The organism is Parasphingopyxis sp. CP4, assembly GCF_013378055.1.
GTDB lineage: Bacteria > Pseudomonadota > Alphaproteobacteria > Sphingomonadales > Sphingomonadaceae > Parasphingopyxis.
The window spans coordinates 522,742-544,200 of record NZ_CP051130.1; the positions used below are offsets into that span (position 1 = coordinate 522,742).

Sequence of the window (21,459 nt, forward strand, 5' to 3'; positions counted from 1 at the left end):
ACTGATTTCTAACATTCGCCCCAACGGCGGAAGAGATTCTGCTGGACCGTCTGGATTCGGGTAAAATTCTCGTCCGACATATTGGCACCCTCAAGTGCCGCGACCTCGTTGAGTTCCGAAAGCAGCTCGCGCTTGGCCGGGTCGGCGACCTGGCTCTCGATGAAAGTGATTCCGACGACGCGCTCGCCTTTCTCAACCTTCTCCACCTCGTGGAGCGTGGTCGATGGGTAGACAATCGCCGAACCGAGTTCGCCTTTAAACCGCATATGTCCGTCGGCTTGCTTTATGTGGAGATGGCCACCCTCATAACTGTTGGGATCGGCAAGAAAGATCGTGCAGCTGATATCCGAGCGTACCGGACCGTCGACCGATTGCATAAAGGCCATGTCAGGATGCAGACCGTAATGCATGCCGGTCTCATACCGGGTTACGAGCGGTGGTGCGATCTTGCGGGGAAAGGCGAAGTTACGAAACTCTTCGCTACGGACCAGCGCGTTCGACATGATGGTCGATGACCGTTCATAGGCTTCGGTGTCGTTGAGATGCAGGTTATTCTTTACCAGCGAATGCGGGTTGCTGATCTTACCATCGACAAAGGTTGCGCTGTCGATGATCTCGCGCAGCTCCTTGATATCCTGTCCGTTCAACAGGCCATAGATCATCTTGAACATCGTTACGTCCCCGAATGGTTTGCCAGCGCCTCTGCCACTTTGGGGTAGCGGCTGGCAGTGTCATTGAGCCAAGTCAAAGCCTTGTCGATGCCATCTTGGTGAGTGCCGTGCGCTTCGGCAAGCAGCTTCTCCCTCAGGTCCGGGCTGTAATCATGGTCTGGCGCCTTGGAGTAGCGGGTCATGAGCGGTCCGCTTGTCAGGCCTGCGATTGTGTCCGCATCGTGCGGGTAACCGAAGAAGCGCGCGATATCGGTCAGCTGTTCGCTGGGCTCGGCCAGGAATGCGTCGAAGTCGACCCATAGAATATGATCGTCCGGTGCGATTTTTCGTGCGTCTTCAAGGGCGAGAATTTCACACAGCCAACTCATCGCGGCTCGAACCGGTTCGTCGAGTTCCCAGAGGTTCCAATCTTCGCCGCCAAGGCGCTGGTGCAGCCTTTTCAATCGCGTTGGCGCTAGCATTGCCAATTCCTGGCGCGAATTCTCACCGGCGAGGATGGTTGCGAGATAGCGTTTTGGCGAGACACTGAGAAGCAGGGCCTTTCGCTGATCGCCGATTATCGGTGCCGCTATCTCGCTGACAAAGCTCGATGCCTTGATCTGTGCGCGATCTTGCGGCGTAAAACCGCGTGACAGCCAACGGATGACAGTCTCGAGGCGCTGATCGAATTGCACAGGAGACCAGATGGCATGCGGCGCGTTACGATCGGTCGCAAGATCAGCGAAGTTGCGCAGGATTTGGGGCTCGCGCAACGCAAACACGCCATCCAGCTCACCCAGCAATCGCGATATCAATGTCGATCCGACATGGCCGATATGGAAGATGAAGTCGGCATCGCTCCGACTGGTTTGGTCTGCTGTTTCCAGCTCAGCCCAGTCCGCCCATTGCGGCTGGCTCTGCTGGCTCAGCATGCGTTGATCGAGAAAGCTTGCCTCGCGATAACTCTCTTCGGTCATGCGGACCAGCAATACGCGATCGGTGGCAGCATCCATCTGTTGCGGAAACCAACCGGGCCCCTTGGCAAAAGCCTGGGCCATTGGGGAGAGGGGAGGCGCGTTCGTCATGAGCTGACCCTCCCTAAAAAGGAAGCGGGCCCGGCGCCACCCCTGAAGGGGATAGTGCCGAGCCCGCTCTTATCTGTGTAACCGCAATAGTTATGCAGTTTTGTCGTCTTCGTCTTCGTCCGAAGCGGCTTCTTCTTCCGGAGCGGCCTCGTCTGAAGCAGCGTCTTCCGACGTTTCTTCTTCAGCGGCGTCTTCGGTGTCAGCCGCCTCGTCGTCGCCGCCTTCGGTGGCTTCGCCTTCGGCTTCGTCACCTTCAGCTGCGGCTTCGGGGGCTTCGCTTTCGTCAGCATCATCTTCGCTGAGATCGGCAGCGGCGATTTCAGCCTGCTCCTGCTCAAACATTTCAGCGATGACGTCGACGCCGTCAGCCTGACGTTCCGCCTCTTCAGGCGAGCGAGCAACATTGACCTTGATCGTCGCATCGACTTCGGCGTGAAGTTCGATCCGAACTTCATACATGCCGATGGCCTTGATCGGACGTTCGAGAACGACCTGCTTTTTGGTAACCGGTTCGCCCTTGGCTTCCAGTTCGCTGACAATGTCACGAACTGAAACCGAACCGTAAAGCTGGCCGGTCTGCGAGGCCTGGCGGATCAGTTCGATGGTCATGCCATCAAGCTTCTCACCTTCGGTCGCAGCTGCCGCGCGGCGCTCTTCATTTTCTTTTTCAAGACGTTCGCGATTGGCTTCGAAGACTTCCTTGTTCGCCTTGTTGGCGCGCAGGGCCTTTTTGTTCGGCAGCAGGAAATTGCGCGCATAACCGTCTTTCACGGTTACGACATCGCCAATGGTCCCGAGATTGCCAACGCGTTCGAGCAGAATGATATCCATGATACTGCTCCTACTTCACGATGTACGGAAGCAAGCCGATATGCCGAGAGCGTTTGATCGCCTTGGCCAGTTCGCGCTGCTTCTTTGCCGAAACGGCAGTGATACGGGAAGGAACGATCTTGCCGCGCTCAGAGAGAAAACCCTGAAGCAGTTTAACGTCCTTATAATCGATGACCGGCGCATCATTGCCCGAAAAGGGGCAGCTCTTGCGGCGGCGGAAAAATGGGCGTGCCATAATCTATATCTCCTCTGTCGCCGGTCTAGCGATCGTCGTCGTCGCGACCGCGACGCTTCGAATCACGTTCATTCTTGCGCATCATGATCGACGGGCCTTCTTCATGCTCGTCGACGCGGATCGTCATGTAGCGAATGACGTCTTCATTGATGCGGGTCTGGCGTTCCAGTTCAGCGACAACCGAACCAGGACCGTCGACATGCAGCATTACGAAATGTGCCTTGCGGTTCTTCTGGATCGGATAGGCGAGCGATTTGAGACCCCAGGTCTCCGTGCGCGTAACCTTGCCTTCATTGGATTCGATGATCTTCGTGGCTTCCTCGGCCAGCGTATCAACCTGGGCTTGTGCCAGGTCCTGACGCGCGAGGAAGACATGCTCATAAAGAGCCATGCTTCTCTTACCTTTCTTGCCGATCGTTGACGCCGCACCATGCGAACGTCCCTCCGGCTTTCTTCAAACACCAGCGCAAAACGCATGCGTTTCACTCTGGAAGCGGGCCATTTAGGGGCTTTGACCCTGTTTGGCAAGCGATATGCTGCATCCGCGAACAGTGGTGGCTGACATTACACTGGTTGACACTGGTCGCTGCGGAATCTTCGCAAAACCGTGTTCTAATGGCATCCATTGCAGTCAGACGGTGCAGCCTTAGGCGTGCATATCGCCGAGAGGGCCCATCTCTTCGTGCGGCTTGCCTTGCAGCGGTCAGTCTCACATAGGATTGCCGCTCGCGATGAGGGGGAATAGCGATGATAGGGACATGGCATGGATTGGTATCGGCGGTAGCAGCTTGTGCAGTCTATTCCGCTGCCGTCGCGCAGGGCCCAGAGCCAATGGAGTTGCCGAACACTCCCGTGATTGACGGCCAGGATTATCCTGATTGTCGGTACGATTATCGCGAGCGCAATCTGGCGCGATCCCGCGCCGAAGAAATTACCCAATGCATCGAACGGATCGATGGATATTATGCTGAAATTGTTATGCCCTTCGCCGCTCAGTTGGGCGACGAAGCCGGCTCTGGCGAGGGTGATGATGCACTCTATCAGGCTGCCGAGGGCCGCTATCGGGATGATCGCGAATATCTGGGTGAGCGCTTTTGCCGCTATGCGGAGTGCGAGGGGTATCAGCCGAGCGCGCTTAGCGGTGAGCGTGACATGGCTGATGGCATGCAGCGATGCGGCGATGAAGGTGACACAATCTATCTTGAGGGCCTGATTGGCCGATTGATAAACCGGGTGCGGCGGATTGATACGGGCACCAACATAACCGGTGCGTTGATCAGCTTTGCGTGTCGGCTCGAGCCTGAAGAACGGCAAGCCGCAGCAGACGCGAGCGAACAGGCCATCGCGCAGGACGAGGTCGGCGCGACGGCCGAATGGGTCAGCCCTGTGCGCGAAGACGTGTCGGGTTCCTCAACCGTAACCGCGAGGAATTCCGAACCTTCGGGCGCAACCTGCCTCGATATTACCGACGTCATCATAATTGGCGGCGAGGAAGCACGCGCAACGCGCACAATGTGCCGCGCGCCAGGCGAGAGTCGCTACGTCCTCCAAGGCTGACCCGGCCCCTGAAGCCACGCCCTTTGTGTAACTCAGCGGTTAAACTGTTCACCCCGACGCGGACTAATGGCGGCTAGTCATTGCCGCGTCCGTTTCCCGCGGGATCAGCGCTGGCCCCGAGATCACTATCGGTGATGCCGCTTTGTCGCTCGGCGAGGGGATTGGTTCGGCCGAACTCGGGCTCGTCGATGATGCTTCCATTAGCGCTGCTATCGCCATCGGTAATGCCGTTGCGAAATGTTCGCGGTGCGCCGCGGCCGGTTCCTGCAGGGTCGGCTGACGGTCCAGTATCTGCGTCCGTTATCCCACCTGAACCGCCGCTAGCACTGTTAGTAATCTCGTAGCGCCGCGTTACGCCCGTTCGTGCACGCCCGCGCCCATTTCCTGTCGGATCAGCGAATTCGCCGGAATCGCTGTCGGTGGTCGGCGGCGGTGCAGGTTCAAAATGGGATTGATGAGCGATCGCCCGGCTTGATAGGGCGAGCGCCGCTGATGATCCGAGCACACGGACCAGAAAGGATCGGCGATCAAGTTTCATACTCATTCGGCGTCGGTTTCTGCTGCCATTTCGGCATCGTTTGGCGGTTCGGCAGGTTCGAAATGCTGCGACGGTTGCTGGAGCTCTTCGGCCGCCGTATCAGCCTCTTCATAGGCGTCTTCGGACCCTGCCTCTGCGCATGCTGATATCAGCGTAAATGCCGCTACTGTTGTCGCGATACGTTTCATGCTCAATCCCCCCTTGTTGCCAATCAGGATATCACATGCGGTGATTGGCGCTCAACCTTCGGTATTTAGCCAGGCCAGCTCGAACTGCCACTGGTCCGCCCGGGCGGCGTCGTCAAAGGCATCGCGATCCCCGCCCGCACGTTCCAGAAACCCGTCGGGATCGATCGGAGTGGCGGACTGCATAATGATAAACCCGCCCCAACCTTCATGGCTTGCCGTAAAATAGACCGCCTGGCGCGTGTCACCGCCACCGGCGCCGACTTGCTGTTCAGCCATGGCAGTCTGGTCATAGATCGGTTGGATCGATCCATTGGGTTCGACAGAAAACAGGAAGATGTGCTCGGGCATATCGCTTGGCTCGAACAAAAGGCGGAAATATTCGGTCCCACCGGCCTGGTATTTTTGCGCTTCGAAGCGGCTCAAACCCTGGCGCCGGTGCCGAACCAGATTGTCGATCAACGGGCATTGCGCATCTTCGATGGTCTCAATGCGGCGGGTTTCGATCTCAACTGTTTCAACGCCCTGCGCGCGCAATTCTGAGACGAGACGATTGCCAACGGAACGCGGATGCAGATCGGATGCACCGAAAATTTCAGCCTCAATACGGCGCTCGCTTTCGACAAATTGTCCGATCCCGAGCCAGCTGCACGGCATCACCTGCAACTCCGCGGTTAGCACCGCACGCCCGTCAACAGAGTCTGTCGGGCGCATCAATGCCTGCGCGGCAATGGCTATCACGGCCACGACTCCCAATCCGATTGCGGCCCAACCGGCCAATTTCAACAGTCGTTGTCGCGATCGGCCTTCGGTCATCTTTTCGACCATGTGGATGACCTCGGAAACCGTATCTCCCTCGGGCTGATAGGCGCTGATGCCTTTGATATAGGAGGGAAGGTCTCCGGGATCGGCATCACCCAAAAGTATCGGCAATATCCGCCCAGCAGGATCCGGCCATATCTGTTCTGCCAGTTTCAATTCAGTGCGTGTGTAGCGACCTTCGGCTAGCGAAGCCTTAGAACAGAGAAACACCATCGCGTCCGACTTGCCGATCCGTTCTGCGATAATACGGTCATAGCCGTCAGACGGTTTCAGGCCTTCACGGTCAAAAAATACGTCATGCCCATGCTGCCGCAGTCTGGCCTGGATATCGCGCGCCAGATCAAGGTCCTGGCTCGCATAGGAAATGAAAATTCTTGCCACAGCCGCGTTATGCCATTGTGCACGCATATTGCGAAGTGCTTACCGGAAACGGCTAAAAGTGAGCGGAGATATCCTATCCGCGCGCTGGCCTCCATAGCGGCCCAACTGCGATCAACAGGATGATCACATTGAACGCGGCGTTGGATGCATTTCCCGAGGTAATCGATCCCGCGCTGTCGAGCAGGAACCAGGAAATGGCGCCGGCCAGGACCGCTTTGCGGACGCCTTCGGGCGCGGCATCATAGACGGATCCCGACAATATCCAGATCATCACGCCCCAGCCGAGCAGGAACCCGCCGGTGAGCGCCGAAAGAAACCGCGTGTCGCTAGACTCATAGGTCTGCGCACCGTCAAGCGGCCAGCTCAGAAGGTCGAGGCTCCAACGGGCCGGTTCGAGTGTTGCGTCCATCGTGCCGAGAAAGAAGATCGGGGCAAATGAAGCGATTACGATGGCCGTGATCTTGAGCCAGAATTTGTGGAATTCCTGTGTCATGCGTTCCTCCGCGTCTGTTGTGCGGCATCAAGCATGGGCAGAGAGGCGAAACAATTACCTTGGAGGTAATGGGATTACTTCAGGCGGCGATGTCGGCGAGTGCCCGTTTCAGCCCACGGCCGAGCAAATTGTCGACAGCCGATTTCGCGGTGAAGAAGCGGTTGTTCATCCGGTTGCGGCCCATCACTTCATTCTGGAACGCCGGGCGCGCGCGAATACGTTCGAACCAGCTATTGAGCGCGGGATGATAGCTGGGAAAGGGATAGCCGGTTTCCTTGAGCCGCAAGACTTTCATCGCCCAGAAGGGGTCGGCAATTGTCAGCGTGTCGCCCATCAGGAAGGTGCGCCCGTCTGCCAGTTCTACATCGAGCTCGCAAAATGCTGCGTAGAGCTTGGTGAGATGATCCTGGTTCACCGCATCCGGGATCGAACGCGTGCTGAACGCGCTGTAGAACGACACGAGATTTTCGCCATCCTGCCCATTGGCGGCAAGATCAGAAAGCGAGTTTCGCTCCTTGGGCTTCAGCATTGCCAATCGTCCCAATCCCCAATGGAATGTCACATAGCGCAGCGACAAGTGCAGCTTCTTGGCCTGCTCGACCCGGGCCATGGTGGCCGTGCGCAGCTCAGGATCAGCCGGCACCATTGGGTCGCCGCCAAAGGCTTCGTCGAGATAGGTAATGATATCCATCGATTCCAAGTAAAGCCGGCCATCATGGACAAGCGCGGGGACCACCATATCCGGATGGATGGCCGCATAGGCGTCGGTCATATGTTCCTTCTTGACCAGAGACACCCGACGGCTGACCCATTTTCCGTCCTCGCCGGTCACGTCGTCCGGCGTAACGGAATCGAACACCACTTCACGGCCGCGCGCCAAGCCCTTTTCACCGAGCGCGAATCTGACACGCTGCGCGCACGGTGCACCGTCGAAATGAAAAAGATGCACGCCTTCAAGTTGTTCCGGAATTGGACTGGCCGGTGTGTGTATCAGCGCCATGCATCTCTCCATCAATGATCGGCCAATTCGCGCTGCCTCTGCTGTGGCTGAAACGCTTGATGACATTCAGGGGCATTCGACGGTAAGGTAGCCTAAATCAGGAAGGAGAAGCCAGATGGCGACGGCAGTGAAGGAATCGATGGGCGTTTTGGAAGTCGAACAGGGATTTGCGATTGCCGATCCCACAAAGATCGACCGGCTCGAGGGCAAGGTATCGGATATCGAGTGGAAGCTGCGCTGCGAATTGGCAGCAACCTATCGTTTGTGCGCAATCTACGGTTGGACGGATCTGGTGTTCACCCACATCTCTGTCCGCCTGCCGGATGAGGACGGCGAAGAACGCTTCCTGATCAATCCCTATGGCGTGATGTTCGATGAAATGACGGCCTCGTCACTGATCAAGACCGATCTCGATGGCAATGCGAAGCAGGAGACACCCTATTTCGCAAATCCCGCCGGATTCACCATCCATAGCGCCGTGCATAGTGCGCGCGAGGATGCCGGCTGCGTGATCCATGTGCACACGCCCTATGGCATTGCCGTTTCGGTACAGAAGGAGGGCCTACGCCGCTACACGCAATTCTCGATGCAGATCCATGATGACCTTGCCTATCATGACTATGAAGGCATCGCGCTCGACCTTGACGAGCGTGAGCGGCTGGTCGCGGATATTGGCGAGAAGAACCTGCTGATCCTGCGCAACCATGGCACGCTGACGATCGGACAGAATTGCGCATTGGCATTCCTCAGAATGTATCTGCTGGAAAATAGCTGCAAGACGCAGATTCTTGCTCAGTCGATTGGCGGTGCCGAGCATCTCCATGAAGAGAGCGAAGAAATGGGCCACCGCGTGTTTCAGCAAGCCGCGCCGGCCTTTACCAAGGGACTGGGCGACAATCTCGTCTGGCCGGGCCTGATCCGCAGGCTGAACCGTATCAATCCGGGCTTCGACTATTAGGGCTAACACGGTGCGCTAAGATTGGCGCACCGCAAAGCCGACCCTCCTATCGAGGAAGATCGCATGAAACCCTTTCGCATTGCCTGTGCGGCAATACTGCTCGCTTGCGCGCAGGGTGTAGCCGCCCAGGAACCGGCAGGCGATATGGCGCTACCTGCACCGGTTGCCGAAGCGATTGACGGGCATTTCCTGGCCTATCAAGAGCGGGCCCATGTGCCGGGTCTGGTATGGGGCGTGGTGCGCGATGGGCGGCTGGTCCATGTCGGCCTGTCAGGCGTTCAGGACCTCGAAACGGAAACTCCGGTCAATCGCGACAGCCTGTTCCGCATCGCATCGATGAGCAAGGCGTTCACAGCGCTCGCAATCCTGAAGCTCCGCGACGATGGTCTGATATCCCTCGATGCGCTGGCCGAAACTTATGTGCCTGAGCTGGCGAACTGGCAGTATCCGACAACGGATTCTCCCCGCATTCGGGTGCGCGATCTGCTCAGCCATGTCGGCGGCTTGGTGACGGACAACCCCTGGGGCGATCGGCAGCAATCCTTGTCCGAAGAAGCCTTCACGGAAATGCTGGAGGAGGGGGTACCCTTCTCACGCGCACCGCAGACTGCGTTTGAATATTCCAACTTCGGCTATGCATTGCTCGGGCGGATTATCACCAATGTGTCTGGCCAGCCCTATGACCAATATATCCGCAATGAGATCATGCTCCCGCTCGGTATGGATTCAACCGGGTTTGAGGTAACCGATGCCCCGCTCGCGCAGCGGGCATTGGGCTATCGCTGGGAGAATGAGGCCTTCTCGCCGGCGGCAGTGCAACCGCACGGGGTGTTTGGCGCAATGGGCGGCATACAGACCAGCATGAATGACTATGCCCGCTGGGTATCTTTCCTGCTTTCGGCCTGGCCGGCGCGGGACGGACCCGAGCTCGGTCCGGTGCGTCGGTCCTCCGTTCGCGAGCTTGCACATGGCTTGAATTTCCCGCGCTCCTTCACTGTCCCGCGCCAAGAGTCGGATGATCCCTGCAAGGTGCCATACACCTACGCGATGGGGTTCAGCGTCGGTGAGGATTGTGATTTCGGTCGGATGATGAGCCATTCGGGAGGCTATCCCGGTTTTGGTTCTGATCTGATGCTGCTGCCGGATTCCGGGTTTGCCATTTTCGCCTTTGCTAATCGAACCTATGCCGCACCACGCGGCGCCGTCCGATCCGCCGGGCTTGAGCTGGCGGCTGCAGACCTCGTCTCGGGACGGGAAATTCCCGTCACTGACGCGCTGGCATCGACCTATGCGATTGCTGGCGCGATGTTCGAAGCGAGCAGTATTGAGCCTGGACGCGAAATGCTGGCGATGAACTTCCTGCTCGATCGCTCGGCAGAAAACTGGGCATTGGAATTGACGAGCTTGGCAGAGCAAAGTGGCAGCTGTGCTACTGACGGCCCGCTCACTGCACTCGGAGCGCTGCACGGCGAGTTCCGCTGGACCTGCGAGCGCGGCACGATGCAGGGCCGGATATTGCTGTCGCCGACCAATCCACCAGCGATCCAGGGTCTGCGTTTGCGAGTGACACCGACCGAATAGGATGCCAGAGCGCCGCCATGGCGCGATTGATCCTCTTCAACAAACCCTTTGGGGTGCTTTCACAGTTCACCGATCGGGGAACCGAGACCAAGCGCGCGACCCTATCGGATTTTATCGATGTTCCGGGCGTCTATCCGGCGGGCCGGCTCGACCGGGACAGTGAGGGTCTGTTGTTACTCACCGATGATGGGAAGCTACAGGCGCGGATTGCCGACCCGAAACACAAGACACCCAAAACCTATCTCGCGCATGTTGAAGGTGTGCCTGATGATCAGAGCCTTGAGCGGCTGCGCAGCGGCGTGACGCTCAAGGATGGCATGACACGCCCGGCCGAGGTGGAGCAGATTGACGCGCCCGATCTATGGCCCCGCGACCCGCCGATCCGGGTGCGCAAGACCGTGCCGGATAGCTGGATCAGGCTGACGATCCGCGAAGGGCGCAATCGTCAAGTCCGGCGGATGACGGCTGCGGTCGGTTTTCCAACCCTCAGGCTTGTCCGCTGGCAAGTGGGGGATTGGACGCTGGATGGACTGGACTCTGGCGTCTGGCGTGATGCCAATAGGGGCAGTTAGCCGATGGCCAATACCTATGATGCGATCATTTTGGGCGCGGGTGCTGCTGGTCTCTTTTGCGCCGCGCTGGCCGGGCAACGCGGGCGGCGGGTACTGCTCGTTGAGCGGGCCGAAGCGCCCGGCAAGAAGATCCTGATTTCGGGGGGAGGGCGGTGCAATTTCACCAATCTCGATGTCGCGCCTGATCGCTATCTCTCGGCCAATCCGCATTTCGCCAAATCCGCGCTCAGTCGATACAGCGCACAGGACTTTATCGATCTTGTCGGTGCGCACGGCATTGCCTGGCATGAAAAGACTCTGGGGCAGCTGTTTTGCGACGGCTCAGCGCGGCAGATTGTCGATATGCTGCTCGACGAAGGCGCAAAGGGCGGTGTCGAGCTGGTCTGTGAGCAGGACATCAGCGATGTGCGCCACACAGATGGCCGCTTCCATGTGAAGACCGATGCGCTGACTGCCGAGGCGCCGGCGCTCGTGATCGCGACCGGCGGGCCTTCGATCCCGAAAATGGGCGCGACCGGTTTTGCCTATGATCTTGCTCGGCAGTTCGGCTTGAAAATTGTCGAGCCGCGGCCAGCTCTTGTTCCGCTGACGCTAGGCGGTGATGACGTCTTGTTCCGGGACCTGTCGGGCGTCGCCGCAGATGTGCACGCGCGCTGCGGCAAGACCGCGTTCCGCGAGGCGGCACTCTTCACCCATCGTGGCCTTTCAGGCCCAGCGATTCTGCAGATTTCTTCTTATTGGCGGCATGGTCAGGACGTCGGTATCGACTTCCTGCCGGATCGCGAGCGTGGTTGGTTGTTGGATGCCAAACGCGAAACGCCGAGCAGTGTGTTGCGCAGCTTGCTCAAGGATGGATTGCCTGACCGACTGGCGACCACTCTGGCGGATCGCCTCACCATCAATGGCGATCTCGGCAATGTGCCCGACAAGCGGCTCACGCAAGCAGAAGAGAAGCTCGCCGATTGGCGATTCCGTCCCAACGGCACCGAAGGCTTCGCCAAGGCTGAAGTCACGATCGGTGGGATTAGCACTGCTGAGTTGTCGTCCAAGACCATGGAAACCAAGACTGTCCCCGGCCTCTACGCCATCGGCGAGGCGGTCGATGTTACCGGCTGGCTCGGCGGCTATAATTTCCAATGGGCCTGGGCGAGCGGCTGGGCCGCTGCGCAGGTTCTTTGATCGCGCACGTGACGCCCGAGCCTATTGCGGCGCGTTGCTGACCGATCGACGGAACAGGTGCCAGGTGCCATGGGCAAGTACCGGTGAGACGATCAGCAGGCCGAGAAAGGCCGGGATCATCGCGATAAACAATGTCACCGCTATGATAGCCGCCCAGGCGAGCATCACGAGCGTGTTGGAGCGCACGACCGCCAAGCTGAGGATGATCGCGGTGATGAAATCGACATCGCGATCAACCAGGACCGGTAGGCTGATCACGGTGATGGCGTAGAAGGCGATAGCCAGCAATGCACCGACGATGGTTCCGACAATCAACATCATGATCCCGGATTGGGTCTGCAGAAACTCGAGTGATTCTGAACCCGACCCTGAGGTCGAGAGGAATATCGCGAAGATGCCATGGGCAATCATCAACCAGAAGGCGAAGGCAACAAAAACGATCACACCCATGCTGATGATTTGATCGTCACCGCGTCCGCGCAGCGAACCGAGGATCGTCCGCCAGCTCATCGGTAAGCCGGCTTCGCGCCGTCGACTGACTTCATAGAGCCCGACCGCAATAAATGGTGCGACGATCGGAAAACCAGCCGCTGCGGGTACCAGCCAACCTATCTCACCACGTGTGAACAGGGCAAAATAGAGAAACAAGCCGGCCACAACATAGATGGACGCGAAAAACAGCCCATATAGCGGATAGGCCCGGAAATCCTGCCAACCGGCGGCTAGAGCGGAACGAAGATCGGCCAATGTCAGGTCTTTGGCGACCATAGCCGGTGCGACCGGCGCTTCTTCGATTTTTGCCATGCAATCCCCTCCCAGTGAAAGCATTGCTCCGAGACTATCAGTCGACGGCCTGGCTGTCTTTGCGCTGCATCAAGTTTTCTATGCGCTTTATTCGGAGGGGTCTGGATTGAAGGACAGGCTGCCTTGATTGATCAATTGTGTGATCAACTCCACCGTATCGGAAATATTGTCCGAACCCGGTTCGAGCTGCAAGATATCGACCGCACACAGACGCATCGCAATGTCTGCGGTCGTACCGTGGCACCCGAAACCAACGCCGTCGACGAACAATCGGATGGCATCCTTTTCTTCCCGGACAAAGGTAAAGCGGCTGGCTGAATTGCGCTGGAGGGGAAGCCCTGCAGCCAAGCTGCTGCGGACTTCGTCTTCGCGGATCGGCGCGTCGGACCGCCAATCAATCTCTGGATATTTGGATGCGCTGCTGAACTCGCCGAACCAGCGCGTAAAGGCTGCGCGATCGGCTAGTCGTTCCGTCACCATCGCATGCAGGCGATCAATCGCTGCGGGATCAATCTCTCCGGGATTTTCCTGCTCGCGAAGATCGGGATCGGCATAGCGATCGTCATCGTCGAGTTCGTCGAGAATAGAGTCCGCCCAATGGGCGATCAGTTCGCTGCGGGACGGCGCGCGGAAACCGATCGAATAGGTCATGCAGTTATCGCCAACCGCAATGCCATTGTGCGCGATACCCGGCGGAATATAGAGGATGTCGCCGGGCTCGAGAATCCATTCCTCCTCAGCGGCAAAATCCTCGAGCAGGCGTAAATCGTCATGCGGACGCAGCGTGCTTGCTTCATCGCATCGTCCGCCAATTTGCCATTTCCTGCGCCCATGGCCCTGGATCAGAAAGACATCATATTGATCGAAATGCGGGCCGACACCGCCCTGGTCCGCGGCAATGCTGACCATGACATCGTCGATCCGCCAGTTGGGAATAAAGCGAAAGGGCGCCATCAGTCCGGCTACTTCAGGCACGAAATGGTCGACCGCCTGGACGAGCAGTGACCATCGGTTGGGTGAAAGATTGGCGAAGCGGCTTTCGGGGAAGGGGCCATGTTCCGCTGCCCAGCTGGTGCCGTTCTGCGTGATCAGCCGCGCTTCCACTTCATCCTCGCAGGCGAGCCCGGCGATTGTATCGGGGTCGACCGGATTGACCCAGGCGTCCCAGGGATTGCGGATCAACAATGGCTTTTTCTGCCAATAATCGGACAAGAAAGCACCGGGGTCGAAGTCGCGAAATTGCATGGTCGGTAGCGCTAGCTTTGCGCGCTCCAATCCAGGATGACTTTCCCCGATTGCCCGGAATTGATCGTCTCGAAACCGGTGTTGAATTCTTCGGCTGGCAGGCGGTGTGTGATGATCGGATCGATGTTCAATCCGCTCTTGATCATCGCGCTCATCTTGTACCAGGTCTCGAACATCCGCCGGCCGTAAATGCCGCGGATTTCCAAGCCCTTGAAGATAACATGATCCCAATTGATGCCTGTGCCATCGGGCAACAGGCCGAGCAATGCAACGCGTCCGCCATGGTTCATCACGTCGAGCATCTGCGTAAAGCCGGACGGCGCGCCCGACATTTCCAATCCAACATCAAAGCCTTCGGTCATGTTGAGCGATTGCATCACGTCGCGCAGATCTTCGTTGGCGACATTGACCGTCCGCGTCGCGCCGAGCTTTTTCGCCAGATCAAGCCGATAGTCATTCACATCCGTGACGACGACATTTTGTGCGCCGACATGTTTCGCGATTGCCGCCGCCATCGCACCGATCGGTCCCGCGCCCGTGATCAATACATCTTCGCCGACCATGTCTTGGGCCAGCGCGGTGTGCACAGCATTGCCAAAGGGATCGTAGAGCGATGCGATATCGTCGGGGATCTCGTCCGGCAGCTTGTAGACGTTGAATGCGGGTACCGAGATATATTCGGCGAATGCACCGGTGCGATTGACGCCGATCCCTTCGGTGTTGCGACACAGATGTCGGTTGCCTGCGCGGCAGTTCCGGCAATGGCCGCAGGTGATATGGCCTTCCGCCGAGACGCGATCGCCGACGGTAAAGCCGGTGACTTCAGAACCAAGCTCGACGATCTCGCCCATGAATTCATGGCCGACGACCATGGGTACAGGGATGGTCCGCTGGGCCCAGTCGTCCCAATTATAGATGTGCATATCGGTGCCGCAGATGGCGGTTTTCTTGACCCTGATCAGGACATCATTGTGGCCGGCGGACGGCATCGGGCTGTCTTCCATCCAAAGGCCCGGTTCCTTCTTTGCTTTAACGAGCGATCTCATGCCGTCGCTCCCTCAATAACGCCAAGCTTGGCACCAACTCGCGTAAAGGCGTCAATCGCCTGGTCGATTTGCGCATCGCTGTGCGCCGCAGACATCTGCGTGCGGATCCGCGCTTGGCCGCGCGGAACCACCGGGAAGGAAAAGCCGATCACATAGATTCCTTCTTCCAGCAGATCGGCCGCCATTTGCTGAGCCAGCTTAGCATCGCCGAGCATCACCGGGATGATCGGATGTTCGCCGGGCAGCAGGGTGAAGCCTGCTTTCTCCATGCCAGCGCGGAACCGCTCGGAATTGCGAATGAGCTTGGCCCGCAGATCGTCTCCTTGCTCAACAAGATCGAAGACCTTGATTGATGCGGCGACGAGGGGTGGGGCGATCGCGTTTGAAAACAGATAGGGCCGGGCGCGTTGTTTCAGCAGATCGATCACATTCTGGCGCGCGCAGATAAAGCCACCCATGCCGCCGCCAAGGGCTTTGCCAAGGGTGCCGGTGAGAATGTCGATCCGGCCTTCGACGCTGCAATATTCGGCTGTGCCGCGGCCATTCGCACCGAGAAACCCGCTCGCATGGCAATCGTCGATCATCGTCAGTGCGTCATACTCGTCGCACAGATCACAAATTCCCTGCAGATTGGCGATTGTTCCATCCATGGAGAAGACGCCGTCCGTCACCACCAGGATTGTTTGCGCCCCATCCGCCCGGGTTTGTCCCAGCTGGGCTTTGAGATCGGCCATGTCATTATTGGCGAAGCGATAGCGCGCGGCCTTGCACAGGCGCACGCCATCGATGATCGAGGCATGGTTGAGGCTGTCGGATATGATCGCATCGTCCTTGCCGAGGAGCGGTTCGAAGACCGCTGCATTGGCATCAAAACAGGCAGCGAAGGTCACCGCATCGTCATAGCCGAAAAAGCCGGCAATTCGCTGTTCGAGCTGGCGATGCAGGTCCTGTGTCCCGCAGATAAAGCGTACGGACGCCATGCCGAAGCCATGCGTTTCCATCGCGGCACTTGCCGCTGCCTTCAGCTCCGCATGGTCCGCAAGGCCAAGATAATTGTTCGCGCAGAAATTGAGGACAGAAGAGACGGCCTCGCCCTCGCGCACCTCAATCTCGGCATTTTGCCGCGACGTCAGAATACGCTCAGGCTTGGTCAGTCCCTGATCATCGATATCGCGGAGCGTCTCGTCAACGCGTCCGTAAAATCCCGCAGACATTGTCGTGATTCCTCTTCGCCAATTCTTCTGCGCATCCTTTACAGGGCTTTGCGCTGGCAAGCGAGTTTATCGGCGATTAATCGCGGGATTGCACGTTAGCTCTCCCGTCGCGTCAGCATCCACACCGCGAGCGCCGTGGTGAGCGCAGCGATCGTGCCTGAAGCCCCGGCGAGGAAGACTTGGGCAAGCCCCTGCGGGATGGCATAAATATTAAGCGCTGCCGCAACCGCACCAGCCACAATGCTCAGAGCGCCCACGGCTTTGCCTGTGCCACTGGAGCCGGAGAACAGCATCAGACCAAGGCCGATACCAGCCATGCCGATCAGCACCTTGGCGAGGAAGTAAAAAACGAAAGCGCCGCTGACGACGGTCAGGAAAACCGGCCCGAGCTCTTCACCAGCGAGTGCGGCTGGGCGGAACATCGAAAGGCCGATGCCAACCTGAATCACGTTGAACATGCCCGCCGCGAACAAAGCCGCCCATGCCGCCGGTGCGAAACTGGTGCGGACGAGCAAGATCAGCGCTGCGATGGACATAACCATGAAAGCGGCAAGTTCGATCGTCCAAACCGTCGCCACCTCAGCCCAACGATCCGTGAAATAGGCGACGACATCGGCATTGGTCACGCCCACGGCGGGATCGGACGCCTGCGGGCCGCCCAGCGTTGCCATGTAGAATATCTGGCTGATGATGGTGATAATGAGCGCGGCCGCGATGAGCGTGCCGGCGCGGCGAGTGGTCGTATCCATGGAAATGCCCCTTGTCACTAATGTGCGATACCATTCTCTTCGGTGGAAAAGGCTGGAAGGTTACGCGCGGTGATGCAAGCTTTTCTGCGATCCCGATTGTGGGACCTGCAAGAGCTTCGAAAAACGCATTGTGCTCCCGATGCATTCGAGCCTATTTCTGACAATAAATCAGAGGGGTTTTTACAATTCGCGATTTTCAAGCACAGCGTTTCAATCTGATGGATTCCGGGACGACCGCATGACTGCGCTTGGCGACACCAGGATCCGAACTGTCGTGATCATCGGCGGTGGCACGGCTGGCTGGATGGCCGCTGCTGCGCTTTCCCAGACTCTTGGGCGCGCTGGTCTGTCGATCATTCTGGTCGAGTCAGCCGAGATCGGGACGGTTGGCGTCGGCGAAGCGACACTGCCGCAAATTCGCGATTTCAACCGCTTGGTCGGTATCGATGAAGCCGAGATGATGGCGCGGACCAATGCGACCATAAAGCTTGGCATCGAATTTTGCGATTGGGGCACAAAGGGTGATCGTTATATTCATCCCTTCGGTGCCTATGGTGCGGCCATAGGGCCCGCGGATTTCTATCATTACTGGCTGCGCGCACGGACATCAGGGGATCCGGGGTCCTTTGGCGATTATTGCTTCCCGATTGTCGCTGCGCAGAATGATCGGTTTGCGCTGCCGGATGAAAATCCCTCTTCCCAGCTGGATCGCTACTCCTATGCGTTCCAGTTCGATGCGAGCCAGTATGGCGCATTTCTTGCCGATTTTGCCCAGAAACGTGGCGTGAAACGGATCGAAGGGAAAGTCGTTTCCGTTACCACCGATGGTCAGAGCGGTTTCATTGAATCGGTAAGCTTGGAATCAGGTGAGGAGATTGCCGGCGATGTGTTTGTCGATTGTTCGGGGTTTCGCGGCCTGCTGATCGAGCAGGAACTGGAAACCGGCTATGAGGATTGGAGCGCATATCTGCCTTGCAATCGCGCTTATGCGGTGCCCTGCGCCATAACCGATACCGTTGGGCCCTATACGCGCGCGACGGCGCGAACCGGCGGCTGGCAGTGGCGCATTCCGCTCCAGCATCGGATCGGCAACGGCCATGTCTATTGCAACCGCTATGTGAGCGACCAGGACGCCGTCGATACGTTGATGCAGAATCTGGAAGGCGAACCCCTTGCCGATCCCAAGCAGCTCTTCTTCCTGACCGGCAAGCGGCGCCGGTTGTGGAACAAGAATTGCATCGCCATCGGCTTGTCGGGCGGTTTCCTCGAACCGCTGGAATCGACCAGCATCGATTTAATCCAAAGCGGCATATTGAACCTGATCGCGCTGTTTCCGGATCGGGACTGCGCCGATAGCGACCGTAACGAATATAACCGCTTGATGGATCTCGAGTTCGAGCGAGTCCGGGACTTTCTGATGCTGCACTATGTCGCGAACCAACGTGACGATGGGGAGCTATGGCGGGACATGCGCGAGATGCAGTGGCCAGATAGCCTGCGCTACAAGATCGATGCATTTCGGACGCGCGCGATAGTTCCCGAATATGAAAGCGGATTGTTTCAGCAGCAAAGCTGGCTGTCGGTGTTCATTGGCCAGAATATCGAGCCAGAAAGCTACGATCCGCGCACAGAGCAGATGGCCAGCGACGACCTCGATTCGGAATTGAGCCGGATGCGCACGGCGATTGCTGATCGAGTCTCCGCTACCAGCCTGCATCTCGATTTTATTCGGGACTATGGGGCTGCCTTCGACGGGGAGAGGGCAACATGACGTCTTCAGCCCTGTCCTCGATTGCGGTTTTCGGCACCCGGCAGTCCGTTTGGCCAGTCGCAGCAATGCTCGCGCAAAATCTTCCGGACCGGATCGCGCTAACGGTTGTCGAAGATGTCAGCAGTGGCGGGCGGTTTCCAGCCCTTTCGATGAAGGTTGCCAGCCGATTTCACGATCAGCTTGGTATCAATGCGCACGCGCTGGTTGAGCATTGTGGCGGCCGGTTCGGGCTCGGTCACGATCTTGTCGATTGGCAGGGCGAGGGGAGCCGCAATTTTGTTGCGGCGTCGGGTACTTTACCCAAGATCAATGGTGTCGCGGTGCATCAGATCATGCTGCGCGCGGCGATGATGAATAATGAGCCCGAAAAGCTCGCTTACCTGATCCAACCATTCCGCTTTGCGGCGCGCGCCGCGATGGAAGGAAAGCTTTCGCTGGCTTCCGACGATCCCAGTTCGCCGCTCAGCCTGTTGGGGCCGACGGTACAGATCGATGCGGATGGATATGCCGCCTATCTCAGCAATCTCGCGTCCGGCGAAAGCGCAAACCGACTGGAGGGGCGGCCGGCGCGGATCCTGCAGTCCGAAGATGGTGCGGAAACCCGCAAGGTCATTCTGGACGACGGCCAGGAGATTGAGGCAGATCTTTTCATTGATACGGACGGAACATTGTCGGCATTATCACTGGACGCTGCTGCCGGTCAGCTTGAGATGCCAGAGGCGTTGCTACCCTTTGATCGCATTGGAACCACGCGTGTTCCGCCGGGTGAGATACGCCATGTTCGTACGCGCGCCCTGGCCGGTGGAGTGGTGATCGAGACAGCATTGGCAAATGAGATCGATGTCGCGTTGCTCTATTCCGCAGATGTGATGGACGAGACGGCCGTGCACCGAATTGCGGGTGCCAATATGACCCCAGAATCTTTCACTTTCGATGCGCTGGAGCGGCCGTGGAGTGGAAACTTGGCGCGTATCGGCACCGCATCTGCAAATCTCGGGCCGTTATTCTCCGCTGACATAATGTTGATGCAGGAACAGGCGATGCAGCTTGTGCGTTGCATACCGGCGACCCGAGATATGGCGATTGAAGCCACTGAATTTAATCGGAAACATGCAAGTCTATTCTCCCAACTGCGCGATTTCGCAATCCTGCCATTCGCACTTAACCAGCGCAGCGACCCACTTTGGTCGGCGATGCGAGAATGCGCGCTGCCGGATACTCTACAAACCCGTCTGGACCAGTTCCGCAGCCGCGGGCGCTTGGTCACATTCGATAATGAGATTTTCGACGAACAGACCTGGATTGAGACGATGATCGAGTTTGGTATCGTCCCCGAGCGCTACGATCCGCTGGCCGATATGTTCGATATGAAACAGATCGTACCGGTGCTCCGAAACCTCGTCGACGGCTTCAATCGGACGATCGCTTCAATGCCGGACGCCAGCTAGCATCCGTCAGCGCTGCGGTCCGTATTTCGCTTCGATTTGTCGCAAACATTCCGCCAGTGATCGTTCGGGCGAGGGTTTGTACAATCGGCCAGCGGGCTCAACATTGGCCATACGATCGAGACGGAACATCCGAAAATCTTCGCGCAGCTCGCACCACGCCATCAATGTCCATACCTTGCCCCAGAACCATAGGCCGAGCGGCTGGACATCGCGGCTTGTCGCTTCGCCGGCTTCGTCGCGATAGTCGAATGTCAGCACGGTGCGGGCTTCAACAGCCGCTTCGCAATCGTCGATCAGAGCGCGCACACGATCACTGATACCCATATAGGGGGCGAATATCTTGGTATCGGTGACGCGCGCGCGATCCTCTTCCGGCAGCACGGCCTCGATCTTCATCAGCGCTTCTTCGGCGGCCCGTGCCATGGCGATACCGCCCCAGGAGCGGACGACTTGGGCACCGGCAACCAGCGCGACGATCTCATCATGAGTGAACATCAGGGGAGGGATATCGAACCCGCCGCGCATGACATAACCAACCCCGGCTTCGCCATCGATTGGCACGCCATTGGTTTGGAGGTCGGCAATGTCGCGATAGATTGTCCGTTCGGACACTTCGAGCCATTCGGCCAGCATCGCGGCAGTGACGAGCCGACCGCCGCGCAGATATTGCACGATTTGAAAGAGGCGGTCGGCGCGTCGCATCGGGTTAGACTAGCGCTAGATCTTGAAGATGCCGAGAGAATTACCCTCGGTATCGATCGCGTAGAAAAACGAACCGGCCGGGATGGAGATGACATCCGAGACAATCTGTCCGCCGGCTTCTCCGACCCGCGCCATCGCATCGTCCAGCTCGAACGGTACGGCGAGATGAACGGTCGGACCTTCGCCGTTGCTGGCAGGTTTACCTGGATAGAGATGGCCTGCAGCGGCGCCAAGCTGGCCGGAATAGGGAAGCATGGCCATCGGGTTGGGGCCCGTATCATCCTGTTTTACCGATTCGCCCAGGATCTTTTCATAGAATCCGCAGGCGCGATCGAGGTCGGTGACGGGGATTTCTGCCCATACGAGGCGATTCATGGCGGCTTCAGTCATTGCTGTTCTCCTTGGTGGGTGTT

The 21,459-nt window shown here is 58.2% G+C and carries 24 protein-coding genes; 7 read left to right on the forward strand and 17 right to left on the reverse strand.

The features are described from left to right. Nucleotides 1-8: 8 nt before the first annotated feature. The 5 genes from HFP51_RS02580 to rpsF all read right to left on the reverse strand — a co-directional run bounded on the left by HFP51_RS02580 (nucleotide 9) and on the right by rpsF (nucleotide 3,192). Complete coding sequence (locus HFP51_RS02580; protein ID WP_176874227.1) at nucleotides 9-671, reverse strand: Fe2+-dependent dioxygenase; 663 nt, start codon at nucleotides 669-671, stop codon at nucleotides 9-11. Nucleotides 672-673: 2 nt separating this feature from the next. After that, entirely contained in the window at nucleotides 674-1,735 is a 1,062-nt protein-coding gene (locus HFP51_RS02585; RefSeq protein ID WP_176874228.1) for a hypothetical protein, read from the reverse strand. A 90-nt stretch (nucleotides 1,736-1,825) separates the two neighbouring features. Next, complete coding sequence (gene rplI / locus HFP51_RS02590) at nucleotides 1,826-2,566, reverse strand: 50S ribosomal protein L9 (RefSeq protein ID WP_176874229.1); 741 nt, start codon at nucleotides 2,564-2,566, stop codon at nucleotides 1,826-1,828. Nucleotides 2,567-2,576: 10 nt separating this feature from the next. Next, the gene (gene rpsR, locus HFP51_RS02595) at nucleotides 2,577-2,801 is read right to left on the reverse strand and encodes a 30S ribosomal protein S18 (protein WP_176874230.1); all 225 of its coding nucleotides are present in this window, start codon (nucleotides 2,799-2,801) and stop codon (nucleotides 2,577-2,579) included. Between the two features lie 25 nt (nucleotides 2,802-2,826). Beyond that, nucleotides 2,827-3,192 (reverse strand): 30S ribosomal protein S6, encoded by a 366-nt coding sequence (gene rpsF / locus HFP51_RS02600; protein ID WP_176874231.1) that lies wholly within the window; start codon nucleotides 3,190-3,192, stop codon nucleotides 2,827-2,829. 356 nt (nucleotides 3,193-3,548) lie between these two features. On the opposite strand from rpsF, the gene HFP51_RS02605 reads away from it, so the two are divergent. Further along, nucleotides 3,549-4,358: a hypothetical protein gene (locus tag HFP51_RS02605; protein ID WP_176874232.1), complete on the forward strand. Its 810-nt coding sequence runs from the start codon at nucleotides 3,549-3,551 to the stop codon at nucleotides 4,356-4,358. Between the two features lie 73 nt (nucleotides 4,359-4,431). Here HFP51_RS02605 and HFP51_RS02610 read toward each other — a convergent pair whose 3' ends face one another. The 5 genes from HFP51_RS02610 to HFP51_RS02630 form a co-directional block, all read right to left on the reverse strand. After that, a complete protein-coding gene (locus HFP51_RS02610) occupies nucleotides 4,432-4,902 on the reverse strand; it encodes a hypothetical protein (RefSeq protein ID WP_176874233.1) in 471 nt (156 codons plus the stop codon). After that, the gene (locus tag HFP51_RS02615; protein ID WP_176874234.1) at nucleotides 4,899-5,084 is read right to left on the reverse strand and encodes a hypothetical protein; all 186 of its coding nucleotides are present in this window, start codon (nucleotides 5,082-5,084) and stop codon (nucleotides 4,899-4,901) included. Before HFP51_RS02615 ends, HFP51_RS02610 begins: the two co-directional genes overlap by 4 nt. A gap of 51 nt (nucleotides 5,085-5,135) precedes the next feature. Further along, nucleotides 5,136-6,284, reverse strand: a complete 1,149-nt coding sequence (locus tag HFP51_RS02620) for a toll/interleukin-1 receptor domain-containing protein (protein WP_176874235.1) — start codon at nucleotides 6,282-6,284, stop codon at nucleotides 5,136-5,138. Nucleotides 6,285-6,357: 73 nt separating this feature from the next. Next, the gene (locus HFP51_RS02625) at nucleotides 6,358-6,777 is read right to left on the reverse strand and encodes a hypothetical protein (RefSeq protein WP_176874236.1); all 420 of its coding nucleotides are present in this window, start codon (nucleotides 6,775-6,777) and stop codon (nucleotides 6,358-6,360) included. Nucleotides 6,778-6,856: 79 nt separating this feature from the next. After that, a complete protein-coding gene (locus HFP51_RS02630; RefSeq protein WP_176874237.1) occupies nucleotides 6,857-7,777 on the reverse strand; it encodes a glutathione S-transferase family protein in 921 nt (306 codons plus the stop codon). 115 nt (nucleotides 7,778-7,892) lie between these two features. Between HFP51_RS02630 and HFP51_RS02635 the strand changes: the two genes are divergently transcribed. The 4 genes from HFP51_RS02635 to HFP51_RS02650 all read left to right on the forward strand — a co-directional run bounded on the left by HFP51_RS02635 (nucleotide 7,893) and on the right by HFP51_RS02650 (nucleotide 12,067). Continuing rightward, nucleotides 7,893-8,735: a class II aldolase/adducin family protein gene (locus tag HFP51_RS02635; protein WP_176874238.1), complete on the forward strand. Its 843-nt coding sequence runs from the start codon at nucleotides 7,893-7,895 to the stop codon at nucleotides 8,733-8,735. Between the two features lie 63 nt (nucleotides 8,736-8,798). Beyond that, entirely contained in the window at nucleotides 8,799-10,316 is a 1,518-nt protein-coding gene (locus HFP51_RS02640; RefSeq protein ID WP_176874239.1) for a serine hydrolase, read from the forward strand. A gap of 17 nt (nucleotides 10,317-10,333) precedes the next feature. Continuing rightward, nucleotides 10,334-10,888, forward strand: coding sequence for a pseudouridine synthase (locus HFP51_RS02645; protein ID WP_176874240.1), 555 nt, complete (start codon nucleotides 10,334-10,336; stop codon nucleotides 10,886-10,888). Between the two features lie 3 nt (nucleotides 10,889-10,891). Continuing rightward, nucleotides 10,892-12,067: an NAD(P)/FAD-dependent oxidoreductase gene (locus tag HFP51_RS02650; RefSeq protein ID WP_176874241.1), complete on the forward strand. Its 1,176-nt coding sequence runs from the start codon at nucleotides 10,892-10,894 to the stop codon at nucleotides 12,065-12,067. Between the two features lie 21 nt (nucleotides 12,068-12,088). On the opposite strand, the gene HFP51_RS02655 is transcribed toward HFP51_RS02650, so the two are convergent. The 5 genes from HFP51_RS02655 to HFP51_RS02675 all read right to left on the reverse strand — a co-directional run bounded on the left by HFP51_RS02655 (nucleotide 12,089) and on the right by HFP51_RS02675 (nucleotide 17,125). Then, nucleotides 12,089-12,871, reverse strand: a complete 783-nt coding sequence (locus tag HFP51_RS02655) for a DUF2189 domain-containing protein (protein ID WP_255454792.1) — start codon at nucleotides 12,869-12,871, stop codon at nucleotides 12,089-12,091. An 87-nt stretch (nucleotides 12,872-12,958) separates the two neighbouring features. Beyond that, entirely contained in the window at nucleotides 12,959-14,116 is a 1,158-nt protein-coding gene (locus HFP51_RS02660; protein ID WP_176874242.1) for a cupin domain-containing protein, read from the reverse strand. Between the two features lie 11 nt (nucleotides 14,117-14,127). After that, nucleotides 14,128-15,162: an L-threonine 3-dehydrogenase gene (gene tdh, locus HFP51_RS02665; RefSeq protein ID WP_176874243.1), complete on the reverse strand. Its 1,035-nt coding sequence runs from the start codon at nucleotides 15,160-15,162 to the stop codon at nucleotides 14,128-14,130. Next, nucleotides 15,159-16,376, reverse strand: a complete 1,218-nt coding sequence (locus HFP51_RS02670; RefSeq protein ID WP_176874244.1) for a glycine C-acetyltransferase — start codon at nucleotides 16,374-16,376, stop codon at nucleotides 15,159-15,161. The genes tdh and HFP51_RS02670 overlap by 4 nt, the downstream gene beginning before the upstream one ends. A 95-nt stretch (nucleotides 16,377-16,471) precedes the next feature. Continuing rightward, complete coding sequence (locus HFP51_RS02675) at nucleotides 16,472-17,125, reverse strand: hypothetical protein (RefSeq protein ID WP_176874245.1); 654 nt, start codon at nucleotides 17,123-17,125, stop codon at nucleotides 16,472-16,474. 238 nt (nucleotides 17,126-17,363) lie between these two features. Here HFP51_RS02675 and HFP51_RS02680 point away from each other — a divergent pair, with 238 nt between their 5' ends. Next, nucleotides 17,364-18,896 carry a tryptophan halogenase family protein gene (locus HFP51_RS02680; RefSeq protein ID WP_176874246.1) on the forward strand — a complete coding sequence of 511 codons (1,533 nt, stop codon included), beginning with the start codon at nucleotides 17,364-17,366 and terminating at the stop codon, nucleotides 18,894-18,896. Next, entirely contained in the window at nucleotides 18,893-20,344 is a 1,452-nt protein-coding gene (locus HFP51_RS02685; RefSeq protein ID WP_176874247.1) for a tryptophan 7-halogenase, read from the forward strand. The genes HFP51_RS02680 and HFP51_RS02685 overlap by 4 nt, the downstream gene beginning before the upstream one ends. Before the next feature lie 6 nt (nucleotides 20,345-20,350). Here HFP51_RS02685 and HFP51_RS02690 read toward each other — a convergent pair whose 3' ends face one another. Together HFP51_RS02690 and HFP51_RS02695 are read right to left on the reverse strand one after the other, a co-directional pair. Continuing rightward, entirely contained in the window at nucleotides 20,351-21,046 is a 696-nt protein-coding gene (locus HFP51_RS02690) for a YafY family protein (RefSeq protein ID WP_176874248.1), read from the reverse strand. A gap of 15 nt (nucleotides 21,047-21,061) precedes the next feature. Then, nucleotides 21,062-21,436 carry a VOC family protein gene (locus HFP51_RS02695; RefSeq protein WP_176874249.1) on the reverse strand — a complete coding sequence of 125 codons (375 nt, stop codon included), beginning with the start codon at nucleotides 21,434-21,436 and terminating at the stop codon, nucleotides 21,062-21,064. Between the last annotated feature and the right edge of the window lie 23 nt (nucleotides 21,437-21,459).